General features: G+C 39.6%; 20 protein-coding genes and 1 tRNA gene. 19 read left to right on the top strand and 2 right to left on the bottom strand.

From position 1 onward, the window contains the following. The first annotated feature begins 54 nt into the window (after positions 1-54). Entirely contained in the window at positions 55-1,209 is a 1,155-nt protein-coding gene (locus AC6CIF_RS29555) for an aminotransferase class V-fold PLP-dependent enzyme (protein WP_498202541.1), read from the top strand. 140 nt (positions 1,210-1,349) lie between these two features. Beyond that, positions 1,350-1,850 carry a DUF4446 family protein gene (locus AC6CIF_RS29550; RefSeq protein WP_036671879.1) on the top strand — a complete coding sequence of 167 codons (501 nt, stop codon included), beginning with the start codon at positions 1,350-1,352 and terminating at the stop codon, positions 1,848-1,850. Here AC6CIF_RS29550 and yyaC read toward each other — a convergent pair. Next, positions 1,825-2,430, bottom strand: a complete 606-nt coding sequence (gene yyaC / locus AC6CIF_RS29545; RefSeq protein ID WP_036611957.1) for a spore protease YyaC — start codon at positions 2,428-2,430, stop codon at positions 1,825-1,827. The two genes, AC6CIF_RS29550 and yyaC, sit on opposite strands and share 26 nt — an antisense overlap. Before the next feature lie 117 nt (positions 2,431-2,547). Between yyaC and AC6CIF_RS29540 the strand changes: the two genes are divergently transcribed. From AC6CIF_RS29540 to AC6CIF_RS29525, 4 genes are all read left to right on the top strand, one after another. Beyond that, a complete protein-coding gene (locus tag AC6CIF_RS29540) occupies positions 2,548-2,811 on the top strand; it encodes a putative Se/S carrier protein (RefSeq protein WP_017691427.1) in 264 nt (87 codons plus the stop codon). A gap of 14 nt (positions 2,812-2,825) precedes the next feature. Next, entirely contained in the window at positions 2,826-3,761 is a 936-nt protein-coding gene (locus tag AC6CIF_RS29535) for a mechanosensitive ion channel family protein (RefSeq protein ID WP_076216643.1), read from the top strand. Next, entirely contained in the window at positions 3,751-3,960 is a 210-nt protein-coding gene (locus AC6CIF_RS29530; protein ID WP_036611950.1) for a DUF951 domain-containing protein, read from the top strand. The genes AC6CIF_RS29535 and AC6CIF_RS29530 overlap by 11 nt, the downstream gene beginning before the upstream one ends. A 103-nt stretch (positions 3,961-4,063) precedes the next feature. Further along, positions 4,064-4,154 (top strand) — tRNA-Ser (locus AC6CIF_RS29525). Between the two features lie 439 nt (positions 4,155-4,593). Here the strand turns inward: AC6CIF_RS29525 and AC6CIF_RS29520 are convergent. Beyond that, entirely contained in the window at positions 4,594-4,788 is a 195-nt protein-coding gene (locus AC6CIF_RS29520; RefSeq protein WP_036671877.1) for a YjzC family protein, read from the bottom strand. Positions 4,789-4,990: 202 nt separating this feature from the next. Between AC6CIF_RS29520 and rpsF the strand changes: the two genes are divergently transcribed. From rpsF to AC6CIF_RS29455, 13 genes are all read left to right on the top strand, one after another. Then, entirely contained in the window at positions 4,991-5,284 is a 294-nt protein-coding gene (rpsF, locus tag AC6CIF_RS29515; protein WP_036611944.1) for a 30S ribosomal protein S6, read from the top strand. A gap of 48 nt (positions 5,285-5,332) precedes the next feature. Then, entirely contained in the window at positions 5,333-5,818 is a 486-nt protein-coding gene (gene ssb, locus AC6CIF_RS29510) for a single-stranded DNA-binding protein (RefSeq protein ID WP_017691432.1), read from the top strand. Positions 5,819-5,875: 57 nt separating this feature from the next. Continuing rightward, a complete protein-coding gene (gene rpsR, locus AC6CIF_RS29505; RefSeq protein ID WP_017691433.1) occupies positions 5,876-6,148 on the top strand; it encodes a 30S ribosomal protein S18 in 273 nt (90 codons plus the stop codon). 227 nt (positions 6,149-6,375) lie between these two features. Continuing rightward, a complete protein-coding gene (locus tag AC6CIF_RS29500) occupies positions 6,376-6,963 on the top strand; it encodes a M15 family metallopeptidase (RefSeq protein ID WP_498202540.1) in 588 nt (195 codons plus the stop codon). Positions 6,964-7,693: 730 nt separating this feature from the next. Then, the gene (locus tag AC6CIF_RS29495) at positions 7,694-8,683 is read left to right on the top strand and encodes an ABC transporter ATP-binding protein (RefSeq protein ID WP_498202539.1); all 990 of its coding nucleotides are present in this window, start codon (positions 7,694-7,696) and stop codon (positions 8,681-8,683) included. Between the two features lie 14 nt (positions 8,684-8,697). Continuing rightward, entirely contained in the window at positions 8,698-9,630 is a 933-nt protein-coding gene (locus tag AC6CIF_RS29490; protein ID WP_017691436.1) for an ABC transporter ATP-binding protein, read from the top strand. Between the two features lie 7 nt (positions 9,631-9,637). After that, positions 9,638-10,600 carry an oligopeptide ABC transporter permease gene (opp4B, locus tag AC6CIF_RS29485; protein ID WP_498202538.1) on the top strand — a complete coding sequence of 321 codons (963 nt, stop codon included), beginning with the start codon at positions 9,638-9,640 and terminating at the stop codon, positions 10,598-10,600. Positions 10,601-10,629: 29 nt separating this feature from the next. Beyond that, positions 10,630-11,535: an ABC transporter permease gene (locus AC6CIF_RS29480; protein WP_498202537.1), complete on the top strand. Its 906-nt coding sequence runs from the start codon at positions 10,630-10,632 to the stop codon at positions 11,533-11,535. A gap of 18 nt (positions 11,536-11,553) precedes the next feature. Continuing rightward, positions 11,554-13,380, top strand: a complete 1,827-nt coding sequence (locus AC6CIF_RS29475) for an oligopeptide ABC transporter substrate-binding protein (protein WP_498202536.1) — start codon at positions 11,554-11,556, stop codon at positions 13,378-13,380. Positions 13,381-13,744: 364 nt separating this feature from the next. Next, entirely contained in the window at positions 13,745-14,869 is a 1,125-nt protein-coding gene (locus AC6CIF_RS29470) for a ThiF family adenylyltransferase (RefSeq protein WP_498202535.1), read from the top strand. Between the two features lie 138 nt (positions 14,870-15,007). Continuing rightward, positions 15,008-16,087, top strand: coding sequence for an arginase family protein (locus tag AC6CIF_RS29465; RefSeq protein WP_498202534.1), 1,080 nt, complete (start codon positions 15,008-15,010; stop codon positions 16,085-16,087). Positions 16,088-16,090: 3 nt separating this feature from the next. Continuing rightward, positions 16,091-16,621 (top strand): isochorismatase family protein, encoded by a 531-nt coding sequence (locus AC6CIF_RS29460; protein ID WP_498202533.1) that lies wholly within the window; start codon positions 16,091-16,093, stop codon positions 16,619-16,621. Continuing rightward, entirely contained in the window at positions 16,593-17,876 is a 1,284-nt protein-coding gene (locus AC6CIF_RS29455; protein WP_498202532.1) for a hypothetical protein, read from the top strand. The genes AC6CIF_RS29460 and AC6CIF_RS29455 overlap by 29 nt, the downstream gene beginning before the upstream one ends. The last annotated feature ends 242 nt before the right edge of the window (positions 17,877-18,118 follow it).

Raw genomic sequence — 18,118 nt, 5'->3', positions numbered from 1 at the left:
ATGTGCAATATGTGAAGGCGAATTATTAATTTATAGGACAGAGGTGGTTGTGAGGTGGAGGGAGTTATCTATCTAGATCATGCAGCAACATCTTGGCCCAAACCACCTGCTGTCGGTGACGCGATGTTGAGTGCATTGGAGATTGCCGGAGCTAATCCTGGCAGAGGAAGTCACCGTATGGCTGTTCAGGCAAGTCGTGTATTGTTCGAGGCGAGAAAATCCATATCCAGTATCTTTGGAATCAAAAATGCGAATGATATTGCATTCGGATCAAATACGACTGAAGCGCTAAATCTAGCTATTCAAGGCTCGCTCAGAGAGGGCAACCATGTGATTGCCACCATGGCTGAACATAACTCAGTCAGACGACCACTAGAGTATATGCGCAGACTCCGAAATGTGGAGATTGATTATGTGCCTGTTAATGCTACGGGAGCCATTGATCTGATGCAAATGGAACGTATGTTTCGTTCGAATACCAGATTGGTGGTATGTACACATAGTTCCAATCTGCTTGGCAGTATTCTTCCTATTGGAGAAATTTCGCTCCTATGTCGTAAACATCAAGCGATCTTGTTGGTAGATGCAGCTCAGAGTGCTGGGGTTATGCCTGTGAATGTACAACAATTGGGCATTGATATGTTGGCTTTTCCAGGGCATAAGGGACTGCTTGGTCCTCAGGGTACAGGGGGCTTGTACATTGCTCCAGAGCTCGATATAGAGCCTTTACTTCATGGAGGAACAGGAAGTCAGTCAGAAGCTCTGGAGCAGCCAAAGGTGCGTCCTGATCGGTATGAAGCGGGGACGCCGAATACAGTCGGGATCGCAGGGCTGAATGCGGGTGTGAAACATGTACTTGAGATGACACCAGCGGTCATCTACCAACATGAGTGGGAACTGACCCAACTTATGATAGATGGGCTGGCATCCGTTAAGGGCATTCGAATGCTTGGTCCAGAGATTGGACAGCCACGCACCGGATTAGTATCTTTTACTGTAGATGGGTATGATTCAGCACAACTCGCCTTCCGTTTAGATCGGAATTATGGGATTGCGGTTCGCTCCGGTTTTCATTGCACACCGCTTGCACATGAATCTGCTGGTACAACCGCTACCGGAGCAGTAAGGGCCAGTGTGGGATACAATTCAACTAGAGTACATGTGGAAGAACTCGTTAAGGCAGTGTTGGAATTGACTGGGGCAGACTAGATTAGAGTTGAAATGATGAACTCATTTGATACAGGGTTGCTTGATTAAGCTTATGGATATCGGGTTGATTTATAATGAATGATAATATTACAGGACAGACGTTAATCTGATCAAAAATATAGAGGGGTAGTTGCAATTACATGGCTGAATTAAACGAGCTGATTCTGGAACAGCTGTTATGGATTATTGGCGGAATGGCATTACTTACGGTGATCTTGCTTATTGTGAGTATTGTTCAAGGGGCAAAGTTACGAAAATTTAAACGTAAATATGAAGCCATGATGGCTGGCAGTGGAGTAGAGGACCTGGAATCGTTGCTGATTAATCTGAAAATTCAGATGGACAGCATTGAGGATGAACACAAACTGCAAACGAATCAGCTGCAAGTTGTCATGCAAAAGCTGACCCGCATTCAAGGAAAAGTTGGCGTGAAAAGGTACAATGCATATGGAGAGCGTGGCAGTGATCTGAGCTTCTCAATGGCCATGATTAATGATAGCCAGGATGGCATGATCCTTACGGGGATATATAACCGTGACGGTTCTTACGTATATGCCAAACCTCTTAAAGGGGGAGAGTCCACGTATACTCTGTCCCCAGAGGAAAAGGAAGCTATTACTCTGGCACAGCAAGCAGAGTAGAACGTGTATGCCATTCCCGAATGGCCGAGTACAGACTGCTGGATATAATCTCGGACATGCGCATAACAAGACTGAGCCGTGTGTTCTGTAGAACAAAGTATTCCATAAAGCCGCCGACGTTAACGATACCTGTCAGATGGATATCGCCGACCGGCGGTAATTCTTTATTTACCCCCGCACCCGGCTTGAGTGGACCATTCACAACTTGAATGCAACCCACACTGGATGATTGACCGAGACAGGCGTCAATGCCAATCACATAAGGGTTATGGTGTGTTTTCTGTATGTTGTGGAGTGTATCTTGCAGGTTCATCGCATGGACTGGTTCATCCAAGGTACCATATAGATGGAATAAAGGGCTGTCCCACTTGGAAAGGGCTGATCCGACCAGAGGACCAAGGCAGTCGCCTGTTGAGCGATCTGTGCCGATGCAGACAATCACTACATTTTGCAGAGAATGGGCTTTATAGAGGTGAAACATTAAACGATGGGTAATGGCCGAGTGAATACCTGGATCGGTATGGGGGATTTTCAAACTGGTCATGTCTTGTGATGAAAAGGAACGCGAAGTAGGATTCATAGGATCTATCCTTTCCCTTGGAATAGTAGTAACAGTATATGGAAAGGTAGAGCGTTTTATACTTCACGAGGACAAGCTTTTTCTCTAGGGTTGGACGTATGGCGAAAGGAGCCGAACATGGACGAATGGATTAACGATTGGATGCTGATTGCGTTTGATTCAACCCAGCAGGCGCTGCGTGCTGAAATGCTGCTGGAGTTTGCTGAGATAGAGATTGATTTGTTCCCTACACCAAAAGAAATTACAGCAGGGTGTGCGCTGTGTATTCAGTTTCCAAAGGAGGATCTGGAGCGAGTACAGAAGATCATTCGTAACGAGTTCGTAGAGATCCGAGGCCTCTATTTTAAAACAGAAGACAGCTATGATAACATACCGATGTAGAGGAGGGATGATGAATGTTGTCATTTCAGTTTGCTCAAGGGAATGACGGTGCTACTGGTGCTGTAAATGAGGCCCTTCGTTGGACGGATAAAGTCTGGAACAAAATTGCAGATCCCGATATTTGGCTTAACATTATGTTCAGCTCAATCCGGATCATTATTATTTTTATCATCACCCGTATTGTCATTAAGGTGGTATATCGGATTATAGATCGTTCCATGGAGCGCAAGCAGGAAGGCAAGATTCGCGTGAATCCGCGCAGATTCGTAACTGTAGGGGAACTGTTGAAAAATGCGACCTCCATAACATGTAATTTTATTATGATTCTGCTACTGTTATCTGAGATCAATATTCAGGTTGGGCCACTACTCGCGAGTGCCGGTGTGCTTGGGCTTGCCATTGGTTTTGGTGCACAGGGTTTGGTCAAGGATGTTATTACCGGTTTCTTCATTATATTGGAGGACCAGTTCGCTGTGGGGGATGTTATTCAGACGGGAACCTACAAGGGAACGGTTGAGGTGATCGGACTTAGAACAACGAAACTGGTCAGCTGGCAAGGTGAAGTGCACATTATCCCAAACGGGGCGATTGCAAGTGTAACGAACTACTCCATGTCGAATTCGCTGGCTGTAGTGGATATTCCGATGAAGGCGGCCTTAAGTCTCGATGAGTCGGTACATCTGGTGAAAAAGTCTTTGGTTGGAATTGAAGAGCGTGACCTAAATATTGTAAAGGTGCCGGATGTGCTCGGTATACAGTCGATGTCCACATCTGAGTATGTGGTGCGAATTGTGGCTGAATGTATGCCTAACTCTCGTGCTTCGGTGGAACGTCAGATTCAGGGCGATGTAAAAAAAACGCTGGAGTATCATGAGATGAGCAATCAAGCCGTATTGGAACAGGCAGTAGCTTTGGAGAAAGATGAGGGGGATGGCACAGGTGGAGCGTAAAAGTTTCCAGCTTGGGGATATCGTGCAGATGAAGAAGCAGCATCCCTGTGGCAGCAATGAGATGGAGATCATTCGTATGGGTATGGATATTCGGATTAAGTGTGTCGGATGTAAACACAGCGTGTTGATTCCAAGAGCGAAATTCGAGAAAAACATGAAGAAGGTACTGCGTTCAGCCGAAGATTCCACTGAATCCTGATCTTGCAATAATTCGGTATGCAGTACGCGTAATAACGTTTACATGCAGGCTCTGTATGAGTGTTGCGTTCTGTAAATGATCATGCTATAATCAATATTGCTGCGGAAAGGTACCCAAGAGGCCCAAGGGGGCTGACTCGAAATCAGTTAGGCGTGTCACAGCGTGCGTGGGTTCGAATCCCACCCTTTCCGCCACTTCAGTTGTAATTTACTCAATACACATTGAGTTTAATAAAAAGATCGATAAGAAGACTTTCCATTAGGAAAGTCTTTTTTTGTATAACGTTTTATTGAATATGTATTGAACACGTATCTATATCAGATGCATCATTAATGACTAAAACGAAAAATAAAGAGCCCCGAAGGGCTCTTTATCCGGCGGTGCATTTGTTTGTTAGGAAACAATCGGTCGTAACAATCAGACACTTGGTGTACTGCACGTAGCAATACGCGTGCTTCAGACGAAGGGCCTTACTACACATAACCACTTGCTTCTTAAATTACGTGATGAATCTCCAACAGCGAATGATCGGCTTCGTTGTCCAACGGAACCACACCTCTCTCGTGCACCGCCTGATTGTATTATGTGCTTTATTCCGTTTTATATACATGGATCGAAAAAAAAGTATTGCGATTAATGGACGCGGGCTTTGGTCAGCTTCTTCCACTTGCGATTATGATTGCTTGTTTCGGGAAAAGCCTCACCTTTTTGCAGCGTTACCCGCTTTGGGTTCTGAATTTCCGTGACAAAGCTTTTTTCCCCAACTTCTGTGTACTCTCCATCGTTTGGGGCTTTGTCTCCTGGTTCAAACTCGGTTTTTTCACCCATGATAAAACCTCCTCTGCAGATTATGTTACTTTGTTGCTTCTGTAGTGTGCTCCATAGCCAGGCTGATCATGTGCCAATATGTACAGGGAACGTTTGCTTGCACTTTGACTCGGTATTTGTTATATTAATATAGTTCGAGTTTGTGCTCGTTCCTTGCTCTCAACCTAGATTGAGGGCCAGAGTCCATAAGGAGGTGAAAATTATGCGCAAATATGAAGTGATGTACATTATTCGTCCTGACATTGAGCAAGAAGTTGTTCAAGCTACAGTCGATAAATTCCAAGGCATCATCTCCAACGGCGGTGGTGAAGTTACAGCTCACGACGTTATGGGTAAACGCCGTCTTGCGTATGAGATCAAGAAATTCCGTGATGGTTTTTATGTTCTGGTACATTTCACTGCTGAACCAGCAGTTGTAACTGAACTTGAGCGTCTCATGAAGATTTCTGACGAAGTAATTCGTTATCTCATTACCAACGACGTTAAGTCTGCTTAAGACTACTCGTGATTAACGCACCAATACGCTCTGAAGGAGGGGATTACATTGTTGAACCGTGTCATTCTGATCGGCCGGTTAACCCGGGACCCTGAGTTGCGTTACACTCCAGCAGGAGTGGCAGTTACGCAATTTACTTTGGCAGTGGACAGACCGTTTACAAGCCAAGGGGGAGAAAAGGAAGCCGATTTCATTCCGGTCGTAACCTGGAGACAGCTTGCCGAGACCTGTGCGAACTACTTGCGCAAAGGACGCCTGGCTGCAGTCGAAGGACGCATTCAAGTACGGAACTACGAGAATAACGAAGGAAAACGTGTATACGTGACCGAAGTCATTGCCGATAATGTCCGTTTCTTGGAGTCAGCTAACCGTGATAATAGCGGTGGCGGCGGTGGGCAACCAATGCGTGAAGAGCCTTCTTATGGAGGCGGCGGACGCGCGAACAATAACAATAATTCGCGTAGCAACAATCAGGATCCTTTTTCCGATGACGGAAAACCGATTGATATATCGGATGATGATTTGCCATTTTAACATGAGCTGATAACTCTTAGGAGATATGGGTTACATGATAGGAAAGGACTGAAAAGCATGGGCTTCAAGCAAAGAGAAGGCGGAGACAACGATAAAAGACCGGCACGTCGTGGCGGCCGTAATAAACGTCGTAAAGTGTGCTTCTTCACAGCTAACAAAATTACTCACATCGATTATAAAGATACGGACTTGCTTCGTAAATTTATCAGCGAACGTGGAAAAATTTTGCCACGCCGTGTAACAGGTACTAGCGCTAAATATCAACGCATGCTGACGATTGCAATCAAACGCTCCCGTCAAATCGCATTATTGCCATACACAACTGAGTAGTTTTTACTCAGCTTGCATACGAAGCAGTCGGCTTATAGCCGGCTGCTTTTTTGTATATATCAATAGAAGAATAGAAATAACAGATCCACTCTAACAAATGGAACAATTCAATACTGTGGTGATAGAAGCATTCAAGGCTCAAATGAATTATAATAGAGTCTAATCTACTGAAAAGGTACAGGCAGCAGGAATAGCTGTTTATTTCAGAATAAACACCAGGAGTGGATATGAATACATCAAAACGTAAAGGCAAACAGAGAAAAAAGAGTCTGAAAAACTGGATTATAGCTACTCTTTTACTTTCCATTATATATGTGTGGTTACAGCAAAAAGATGATATAGATAATATGTGGCCTGGGACAACAATCCAAGATGCTGTACCAATTACAGGTCTACACCCTGTAGTGGCAGAAAATGAAGAGTTATTGGTACGTAAGGCAGCGAGACGTGGAATAGAGATTGTTATCACCCACGGTTACCGAAGTTCCGAGGAGCAAGATGCACTATTCAACCAAGGACGCTCAAGTGCAGGCAATATCGTTACTAATGCGCGTGGTGGTGAGTCATATCATAACTACGGATTAGCAATTGATTTTGCATTGAGGACGCCTGACGGTGATGTGGTGTGGGATATGGAACGTGATGATAACGGGAATGGCAAGGCAGACTGGATGGAAGTTGTGGATCTCGCCAAAGAGTTAGGTTTTACTTGGGGTGGAGACTGGGCAAACTTTCCGGACTATCCTCACTTGCAGATGGATTTTGGCTTGAGTATCAATGAGTTAAAACGTGGTAAAAGACCTCCTGATTCTTAGTAAAGGGTATTATATATACACTTAAATGAATAAATATTAGATAAGCTCTGCATTTTGCAGGGCTTTTTTCTTTCTTTTGTAAAATAAATGATAAAAGATGACAATTTGGTCTTTACATTAGCAAATAAATAAAACTATACTAGATTAACTAGATTTTTTACTTTGATCGCACATATTATTTCAATTGTGAGCATAACGGCTCCGGTTCAATAAAATTCAGCTATAGATTGAGATACACTCACCACTCATATATGTAACATTTACCTCACGCAAAAGTAAGAATGTCTACTTAAATCAAAACGTACACATACACTAGATGTAACTACTATGTTATGTATATGTTATTTTCACCAATTGCCTATGTACACCTCACAGCCAAAAACAAGATAACACCTCTCAAAATTCCTGCTATATGCCTTTATAGTATTACTAATATCCAAATCTGTAGTATAAAAAACATTTATACCAAAAATCTCAAAATAAGCATTGACGTTAGCTAAAATTACACGTATGATTACATTAATTATTTTGATATATAATTCCGCTAGGAATTATCAACATTAATTGACCAATGGTCTAAATATGAGTCTCTTAAACTTGTTTCTCCTAACAATTTGGTATTTTGTATAAGCTATTGTTCGTTATCTTCAAGAACTTGGAAATATACAGTGGATGCATTCCTCTACACACGAATACAATCTACGGAAATTATGGGGTTAGGGTGATTGATTTGAATACAGAGCTATTGGAAGTCAGAAATCTAACAACATCATTCAGAATTGAAGATTACTATTATGCAGCAGTGGATCACGTTAACCTTACGGTGAAGAAAAATGAAGTGTTGGCGATTGTAGGTGAATCCGGGTCAGGTAAAAGTGCTTTTGCATTCTCTCTTATGGGTTTGCATAACAAAGCAAAAATCGAAGGCCAGATTCTCTATAAAGGACAAGATATTGCCAACATCTCCCCAAACAAGTTAAACAAGCTACGCGGTAAAGAAATGGGCATGATTTTTCAGGACCCATTGTCCGCACTAAACCCTCTAATGATTATTGGTGAACAGATTGAAGAGATTCTCACACTTCATCAGTCCAAACTGTCTTCCAGAGAGAAGAGAGAAAAGGTCATTCACTTATTGAATCAGGTAGGGATTCCACGTCCCGAACAAATATACAAGCAGTATCCCCACGAACTATCTGGTGGTATGAGACAGAGAATTGTTATTGCCATTGCGATTGCCAACAAACCGGAACTACTCATAGCCGATGAACCAACGACGGCGCTTGACGTTACGATTCAACTACAGATTCTGGAGCTGATCCGTGATCTGAAGAATGAAATTAACGCAGGCATTATTCTGATTACACATGATCTGGGTGTCGTAGCTGAGATGGCTGATCGCGTAGCAGTTATGTATGCAGGCGAAATTGTTGAAATCGCAGATATCTTCACATTGATGAACGATGCGAAGCATCCATATACCCGCTCATTGTTGAACTCTATTCCCACCCTGTCTGAAGAAAGATCCAAATTACATGTCATACAAGGTATCGTACCATCACTCAAAAATCTTCCTCGCAAAGGGTGCAGATTCAAAGCCCGAATTCCATGGATTAGTGAATCGGCTCATGAAGAGAACCCACAGATGCATGAAATTGCACCAGGTCACTTTGTACGGTGTACCTGTTACCAGCACTTTCATTTCCCTGACCAAAGCTGAGGAGGAATAACATAATGGCATTACTCGAAGTAGAAGGGCTCAAGATACACTTTCCGATTCGCGGTGGATTGCTTAAACGGGAAATTGGCAGTGTAAAGGCTGTTGATGATGTTAGCTTCTCCATTGAAGAAGGACAGACCTATGGTCTGGTTGGCGAATCAGGTTCAGGTAAGACAACAACAGGCAGAGCCATTATTGGGCTAAACCATGTCACTGACGGAAAGATTCTGTTTAACGGCAAAAATCTGGCTACGGAGCGACGTAAGAACAGGCAGCTCCAGCGGGATGTACAAATGATTTTTCAAGACCCATATTCATCACTGAATCCAAAGAAGCGGGTTATCGATATTATCGCTGAGCCGTTTCGTAACTATGAGCGACTGACAGCTACCGAGGAAAAAAGACAAGTAAGAGAATTACTTGAAAAGGTTGGCCTGAGTCCGGAATCAATCTACAAATATCCGCATGAATTCTCAGGGGGGCAGCGTCAACGGATCGGCATTGCACGGGCTATTGCACTGAAGCCGAAGTTAATTATCGCTGATGAACCTGTATCTGCACTTGATGTATCGGTACAGGCTCAGGTACTCAACTTCATGCAGGAAATTCAAAAAGAACTGAATCTGACCTATCTGTTCATCAGTCACGATCTGGGCATCATCCGTCATATGTGTGATGAGATTGGAATTATGTATAAAGGTCGATATGTGGAACAGGGCACAACAAATGATATTTTTGAGAATCCGCAACACATCTATACCAAACGTCTCATTGCAGCCATTCCGGATATGGACCCAACCAAACGAGAGGAAATGGTAGCCTTCCGTCAACAGGTCAAATCCGAGTATGAACATTCATACCGAAATTTCTTTGATGAGGAAGGGCTTGCATACTCGCTCAAATCCATTTCCGATACTCACCGAGTAGCTCTACCTCAGAAAGGTTGAAGGCCATATGTGGAAAACGATAGTACGCAGAATTATCATAATGATCCCTCAGATCTTTTTACTTAGTCTTTTGGTCTTTCTGATGGCCAAGGCCATGCCGGGCGACGCGCTAACAGGATTGCTTGATCCAAGCGTTGATCCCAAAGCATTGGAAGCCCAGCGAGAGAGACTGGGATTGAATAATCCCTGGTACGTGCAATATTGGGACTGGATCAAAAACGCCATCCAAGGTGATTTTGGACAATCCTTCCGTTTCAAAATGCCGGTTACGGACTTGATCGGTCAGCGTGTAGCAAACACATTCTGGCTCGCACTGGCGACACTTGTACTGACTTACCTGATCGCTATTCCACTGGGTATCATCAGTGGTCGTTACAACGATACCTGGTCTGATCGGTTGATCACGGGATACACCTACCTGGGCTTTGCCGCACCATTGTTCATCTTCGCACTGGTGATGGTATGGATCTTCGGATTCCACTTTGGTTGGTTCCCGACAGGAGGTAGTGTTGCGCCAGGACTTACACCAGGCACATTCAGCTACATAATGAGTAAGTTCTATCATCTATTAATGCCGGCATTATCCATGGCACTAATTACAACGGTATCTACGGTTCAATATTTACGTAGTGAAATCATTGATATCAAGCATAAGGAATTCGTTATTACTGCCAGAGCCAAAGGCGCCTCGGAATCCCGGATCTACAACAGGCATATCTTGAGGAACTCATTATTACCTATCGCCGCGTTCTTCGGATATGAGATTACAGGGCTTATCGGAGGTACGGTATTCATCGAAAGTATATTCAGTTATCCAGGTATGGGGCAGTTGTTCCTGAGTTCCATCTCATTGCGTGACTTCAGCGTTGTGACTGCACTCGTATTGTTGTATGGCGTAGCTTCCATTCTCGGGGCATTGCTGTCTGACATAATTCTGGGAATTGTAGATCCACGTATACGGATCAAGTAAGAACTTGAAGATTTCGGGGTGAAAACAAGATGAGCAAGGCCAACGAGGTAGTTGTAACTTCACAAAAGGTTGATAAAAGCCCCTCCAGTTTGAGTATTTTATGGAGGGAGCTTGTCAGAGATAAGGTGGCACTAATCTCGCTCATTTTCTTGGGCTTGGTCATGTTGCTGGTATATGGCACGTCTCTCATTCTGAATCAGGATGATATCGTACACGTGGATCTGTTTGCCTTATATGAACCACCATCCGCTAAGTATTGGCTTGGAACGGACTATGGAGGTCGTGATGTATTTGGCCAACTGGTCATCGGTACACGTAACTCCCTGACCATTGGAATTATCGTAACGTTAATGACTGGCTTCATAGGTATCTTAATTGGCCTTTTATCCGGTTATTTCGGTGGAATGATAGACAACCTGTTTATGCGTGTTGTTGATTTCTTCATGATCCTTCCGATGTTGATGATTGTTATCGCGTTTGTTACGGCAGTACCGAAATACAATATCATCTCGTTCTCTCTTATCATGACGGCATTTCTCTGGATGGGTATCGCCAGATTGATTCGCTCCAAAGCATTACAGGAACGGGAACTGGACTATGTAAAAGCTTCAAAAACATTGGGCTCTTCTCATCTGAAGATTATGCTCTCACAGGTTCTTCCGAATCTGAGCTCCATTATTATCGTAACGATGACATTGAATCTCGCTGCCAACATTGGCCTCGAATCCGGGCTGTCTTTCCTCGGGTTTGGTTTTCCCGAAAGTACGCCTAGTCTTGGAACACTCGTAAGTTATGCACGTAATCCGCAAACCCTGGAATCCAGATGGTGGATATGGCTACCCGCATCGGTACTGATTCTGGTATTGATGTTGAGTATAAATAATGTCGGTCAAGCCCTAAAGCGTGCGACTGATGCAAGACAAAGAAGAGGTTAAAAAAGGGAGGAAAGGTTCATGAAAAAGGGATTATTTTCACGGGGACTATTTTTCACGATGATGTTGGTCTTTGTATTGGTGCTCGCAGCGTGCTCTGAGAAAGAAGCAGCTACTCCAGCTCCAGCTTCCAACACAGAAGAGGGAAAAACGGAGGAAAAACCTGCTAATGAAGAGGGCGTTTACTCCATTGATGACTTCAACAATGTCAAAACGAATGAAGGTACTGCGATTGAAGGCGGATCAATTACGTATGGTCTCGTTTCCGATACTGCTTTTGAAGGTACACTGAACTTTAACTTCTATTCCGGTAACCCGGATTCTAAAGTCCTTGAATGGTTCGACGAACCTTTGCTGTTGTGGGATAAAGACTATGTATACACCAACGAAGGTGCGGCAACATATGAAACTTCTGAAGATGGCAAAACATTCACACTGACGATTCGTGACAACGTAAACTGGCATGATGGCAAGCCGGTAACAGCTGAAGATCTGCAGTTTGCTTATGAAGTAATCGGTAGCAAAGGCTATGATGGTCCACGTTACGACTCCCAATTCACTAGTGTAGTAGGTATGGATGAGTTTCATGCTGGAAAAGCAAAAACAATCTCTGGTATTAAAGTGCTGAGCGACAAACAAATCAGCATTACGTATAAAGAATCCACTCCGTCCCTGCTGACAGGTGGCGTATGGACATACCCACTCGCTAAACATATCTTCGGAGATATGGATGTAGCAAAAATGTCTTCTTCCAAAGAAGTACGTGAAAAACCAATTGGTTTTGGTCCATTTAAAGTGGATGTCATCACTCCGGGTGAGTCTGTAACTTATGTTAAGAACGAAGACTACTGGCGTGGGGCTCCGAAACTGGACAAAGTGACTCTAAAAGTTATCAACCCGACAACGGTTGTTCAAGAACTGAAATCTGGCGGGGTAGACCTCGTGGATGCATTCCCGACAGATCAATACAAAGATAATGCTAACCTGTCCAACGTAGAATTCCTGGGTGCCATCGATCGTGCTTATACGTACATCGGTTTCAAACTGGGCACGTGGGATGAAGAGAACGGAAAAGTAGTAAGCAATGCTGAAGCAAAAATGGGCGACAAAAACTTGCGTAAAGCAATGTGGATGGCTGTAGATAACGATCAAGTAGGTAAACGTTTCTATAATGGCCTTCGTTGGAATGCAACAACCCTAATTCCACCGTCTCACCCAGAATTCCATGATTCCAACAATCCGGGTGTAACGTATGATCCAGAAGCAGCGAAAGCATTGCTCGATGAAGCTGGTTACAAACTGGATGGTGAATTCCGTACGAATCCGGATGGATCACCATTAGAAATTAATTTCATTTCGATGACGGGTGGAGATATTGCACAGCCACTAGCTCAATATTATGTTCAGTCATGGGCTGCAATTGGTTTGAAAGTAAACCTGGAAATGGTTGAGTTCAACAGCTTCTATGATCGTGTAGGCAATACAGGTAAAGATGATCCAAACGTAGACGTATATCAAGCAGCATGGGGCGTTGGTATTGACGTAGATCCATCTGGCCTGTACGGCCGTGATGCACTCTACAACTTCTCCAGATTCTCCAGCGAAGAGAATGACAAATTATTGGCACAAGGTATCTCTGCTGAAGCATTTGATGTAGACAAGCGTAAAGAGATCTACAATCAATGGCAGCAATACATGGTAGACGAAGTTCCTGTATTCCCTACACTGTATCGTGCAGTTGTAGCACCAGTTAACAAACGTGTAATGAACTATGCGATTGGTGATGGAACAGGCGTTTACCTAAGTGACCTGCAAGTTAATGCAGACAAAGCAGTTGTAGCTGAGTAGTCTTGATTTTAATCTAGCGGGTTAAATTCAATCGTTGTGACGAGAGTTGAATTGTTAAAACGAATTGATACTCATAAAGTATTGTAGATTATCAATTACTTTTACAGCGTTGAAAAATATAGTTTATAGTGAATCCACCACGTACTAGAGAGTGGATTCACTATAAATTTATCTTATAATTAAATTTTTGAAAATTTTGAGATAATAATGGAACTTTTATTTTAGATATTAAATAAGAATTATCTATAACAATTAAGTATAAAAAATCTTTAAGTAAGTTGTAAATTAATTATTCTTTTTTGTTTACAAACAAAGGAATTATATGTATAATAAAAGAAATAATATACATACATAGGAGAAAAAAATGAAATATCCTAAAATAAGAAATTATTTACTTGTTACTAAGTATAATGGTAAAATTAGCATTGGGAGTTCTATAAACAGAGCAATTGAAATACTAGACCCAACCGGAGTTATATTTAAAATAATTGAATTGTGTGATGGAAAGAATGAAGTTAATCAGATTTATGAAAATGTTAAATTGGAGTTTAAAGAGATTGAAAGACAGGACGTTGAAAAGTTAATAGAACTGTTGATTGAAAAAAAATACATATTGGAAGATAATGATAATTATAATAACTTCTTTAAAGATGTATCAAAAGAAAGGCACAAAAGGAATATAAATTTTTTGTCTAACTTTTCTCCTGAAGGACATGAAAAGTACGAATATATTGAAAAAATTCAAAACCAAAAGGTATTACTGTTAGGACTTGGAGGAGTGGGCTCGGTAGTTTTGTACAATCTTGCTGCACTTGGAGTGAAAAGTATCACTGGAGTGGATTTTGATAAAGTAGATACAACTAATTTGAATAGACAAATTTTGTATAGGGAAGCTGATGTCGGTCACAACAAAGTTGATGCAGCTGAGAGGACTGTAAATCAATTTAACTCCTCAATCAAATTTAGTACTGTTAACAAGAAGATTGAAAGTGAAGAAGATTTAGATAAAATTATTAGTGATAGCGGATGTACATTTATTATTTGTGCGGCAGATAGACCTTCTGTATTAATAAATGATTGGGTTAATAGTGTTTCTATTAGAAGGGGTATACCGTGGATTTATGGAGGAAATAGTGAAACGGTATCGTTCTATAGATTAGTTAACCCTTCTCAAACATCATGTTTCGAATGCTCAGAATATAATTTCAAGGATAATGAATTACAAGAAGCACTTGAAAAGTTAGATTATATACGAAAATTTCAACCTGCACCCGAAAATAATTGTATAGCTGCATCTTCTAGTATTTTAGGCTCGATGATGATCTTTGATTTTATAAAGTTTCTAACTGATATGACTTCACTTAAATCGAATAATTCGATAGTTAAGTTTGATTACTTGACAATGGAGCTTCACGAAACAAACATTCCCAAGAACCCTCAGTGTGCTTGTTCTATACTAACTGAAGGAGGTGAAAAAAATGAAAATTGAAATTATTGAACTAACTGAAGTTGAACTTACAAAACGTGGTGGTCGCAACGTACTGGGTGAATCTTAATTAATAAATAAAAGCACTAGGAGATCAAATATGCCTAGTGCTCTTATTTTTATTATAAAGGAGTATTTTGTATGGATATAATTGATACTAATTCGATAGAAGTTATTGATATAGATAAAGATGTATACACGTTGCAGAATAAGAAAAACAATAAAATAGTAAAGCTTAATAAGGAACAGCTTAAAGGTATTCAAGAAAATAACATTATACTAGATGCTCTTCAAGAAAGTGGCTTCTTTTCTCAGAGAGTAGATGCACCACTATTTAGTAAACACAAAAATAATTTTTTTGATTATCAAAAAGTTAAAGGTTTCAAAGAAAATGGAATTGGTATTTTGGGTTTGCCTTTTGATGCATGTTCCACAGGACTGACTGGAAGTAGTAATTCTCCAAATGTTCTAAGACGATTAACTTCTGGCTATATGACAAAATCTATGGATATCATGTTAACTGAGAGGGAGTATAATCTTTTAGATCCAGTTTACTCAGTTAATATTTATGATTGTGGAGATATCTTGTATATCCCAGGTGAATCTGGTGATTCATTTCACAAAAGAATTGAAAAAGCCATAGACTATTTGAAAGAGAAACATGGTATAAGAAAGTTTGTTTCAGTTGGTGGGGATCACAGTTGTACTCTTCCATTAATAAAGTCATTGGATATTGAAAACATAGTTTTTATAAAATTTGACGCTCACTTTGACAATAACATAAAAAAAGATTATGAAAATATAAATCATGCTAACTTTGTGTGTGAGATTAACAAGATGAAAAATATAAAAAAAATATTTCACATAGGAGTTCGTGAAAATCTATTTAATAAGGTATTAAATGAAAAAGATGTGGTAGTCTCACCTGATCAAATTAATACATTTAATTTAATTGATAGTATAAAAGAATTGGGAAATAATATATATATATCTATTGATTTTGATGTTATCGACCCAGTTCAGTTTAACTCGACAGGTTTTCTTGTACCATTTGGTCTGCAAATCGAGCAAATATTATTTTATATAGAAAAACTGAAACAATTTAATATAGTAGGGATTGATTTAATGGAATTTAACTCTAGCTTAGATTCACAGAAAAAGGACCAGTATATCTGTACGAACATATTGAGAAAATGTATTGAACTGATAGGAGGTATATAAAAAATGATAAAAGCTCTATTGGTTTTAGATTTGCAGAATGGAATTTTGAATCAAGGTGAATTCTCTCCAATTACTGAGAAAATAAATGACTTAATTAATAAGTTTGAGGAAAGAAATGAAGAAATAATTTTCTTTCGTCATATAAATAAAATTGATGAAGAAAACAATTTATTCTATAAAAATTACGATAGTATAAAGATAGATTTTGATACAAAAAATAATATAGTTTTGGAAAAAAACGAACCTAGTGGGTTCAGTAACAATAGTTTAAAACCATTACTGGAGAGTAAAAAAATAGAGCATTTGGTGATTGTCGGATTTAATACAGAATACTGTTGCTTATTTACTGCAATTAATGCTCATCATGAGGGGTACAAAGTTACATTTATTGAAGATGCTACTGGTACGGTAAATAGCGAAGATACCTATGATATGAAAGGACTTGATATTCACGATTTTATTGGTTCTATTTTGAACTGGTCTAATTGTGTAGAGGTGCTTTACTATGATGAATTCAAAAGTATATATTACTAAGGAAGAATTATTAACCAATATAAACATACAAATGATGGATGAAGTAAATATTAAGATCATTGAAAACTTGTATGTTTCTGAAGCTGACAAAAATGAAATGTATATAGTAGGATGCAAAATAGAGGAAAAGTTTATTAAACTTCCTAAAATAGCTTTAGATATTATTAACTATATTAAGAACTATAATAATGTATCAAATATTTCCAATTATATTGGAGATGATATTGAATACAAAGATTTTGTTATAAGTTTGATTGGTTTAGGCTTTATAGAGCAGTATGGAGAATATCAAATTATCAAACCTAGTGACAGTTCTAATGTGAAAAGGTTTGGTCTAAAGTTAAAGTCGAAATATTTGAACAAACCCTACGTAGATATTTATTTTAGTAGAAAATTCATATCAATATTAATTATTACGTTTGTATTGTTCTTTGTAGTAAAGTTGATTGAATACTTCTATTATGGTCATGACGTAATTCCTAATATTGAAGAGTTTAATTATATTCCCAATTTACTATTCTTATACTTTTTGTTTTACTCAAGTGATATCGTATTAGGATTGTATCATGAAACGGCACATGTTGTGGCTGCTAGATATTATGGTATTCAAAATATTAATATTAATATCGGAAGGCGTTTAATACACTTGGTGTATCAAACGCAAATTCCAAATACATGGTCAGTAAGTAAAAAAGGCAGAAGGATAATGTATCTTTCGGGTATGATAGCAGACTGTTTTCTTATAACTTTAATTACAATAATAGGCCATTTTTTTCTTCTTCAAGGATTGATTGTTTTATATTACATTATGAGAATTATAACTTTGACACTATTGCTAGGTATTTTATTTGAACTAAAATTATACATGAGAACCGATATATATTATTTGATAAGTGATAGCTTAGAACTCCCGAATTTGCATCAAGATTCTGTTAAATTATTAAAAAACATTAAGAATTGGTTTGGTGCGAGCAAACAATTACGAATTTACACTGTAATTATGTTATTATCCAGCACTATAGAAATAATAATATTTTTAAAGTTTATTATTCCTTTTTTTGTTTTTTCGGCCGAAAATATACTTCAAGCCTTCAGTAGATTTCCCAATAATAGCTTAAATGATTATGGTAACTTTTTAGCTACTATTTTGATTGTAGGAGAACTCTGTTTTTTAATATTTATCTATCTCAAAGAGAAAATTAAAACGAAAAATGAAGAAATATACAAGTCAAAGGTAGCTACTAGAAGAAAGTGATTCAAAGAATTGGGTTAAACTGAAAGTTGTGAATCAATGAATAACAAAAGAGAAATTCCGATTGGTTTAATCCAATAGGAGTAACTAGAATTGAAATATTCAAGAAATTTAAAGGGAAAAAATAAAGCGCTTCGATTTTGAGAGTGTCTTTAAAAACATGGATTCTGTACACTCTGGCATGGGTGTATGGGGTTCATGTTTTTTTTGTAACCAAAAAATAAAAAAAATTTAACTTTTTTTCA

Source organism: Paenibacillus sp. GQ49 (genome assembly GCF_059759055.1).
This window is presented reverse-complemented; position numbering and strand designations above follow the sequence as displayed.